The 797-nt window shown below is 55.8% G+C and carries 1 pseudogene; it reads right to left on the reverse strand.

Features of this window, described 5'->3' with window-relative positions:
- Window positions 1–797 (reverse strand): annotated as a pseudogene (locus HMPREF2541_RS12255) (hypothetical protein); the annotation flags it as partial.

Genomic DNA, 797 nt, shown 5'->3' on the forward strand with positions numbered 1-797 from the left:
ACATTACCCAAGGTAACCGGACCACCTGCAGCATCGCCTACCAGGTTCACCTTGTTGCTCGGTGTATTGGTGGGGGCTCCTGCATTGTCAACGTAGGTCATCGGGGTGTCGAATTGAACCTTGGTGACGCCGCCAGCGCTCGTGACTTTGGCTACGGTGCCTTGGCCGTCGGCGAAGTTGATGGTGTCGCCGTGGGTCACGAAGTCTTTGTTTTGACCGTTACCCTGTACGGTGAAGCCTGCGTTCAATACATCGTTAACGGTGGCGGCATTGTTGCCTTTGTTACCGGCAGCCAAGGTGGCACGATCGTTGTTGGCCGGATTACCGGTGGCATTGCTTGTATCAGCCAGGTTGCCCTTCACATTAGCCAAGGTGGTCGGGGTAGTGGTGTTGCCGGCTGCATTCTGCATGCTGGCAATCACGTCGCCAGCAGCAACTTCGTTACCGCCTGTCGGCGCATCATAGAACTTGCCGTCAGGGCGTTTGTACACCTTCGTACCGTCAGCTTTGGTGTATACCACCGGGGTTTGGGCGTTCTGCACCACAGTCTGAGCATCCAAAGCGTAGGTGTAGCTCTGGTTGCCGTTGGCGTCCAGGTCCTGTTTTACGGTCAAACCATCGCCTGCCTTCAGGGTCAGGGTGCTGCCGGGTTTGGCAGTAGTAGCAGTATGACTACCTACTACATTACCTCCAGCATCAATGTTGAAGCCGCTGTTGTTGATGGCATTGGCAATGTCACCGGCAGTAGCCAGTTTGTTGGCATCTGCACCAGTCGGAGTAATCACCTTACCGGCCGG

This window comes from Eikenella sp. HMSC061C02 (assembly GCF_001809035.1).
GTDB classification, from domain to species: Bacteria; Pseudomonadota; Gammaproteobacteria; order Burkholderiales; family Neisseriaceae; genus Eikenella; species Eikenella corrodens.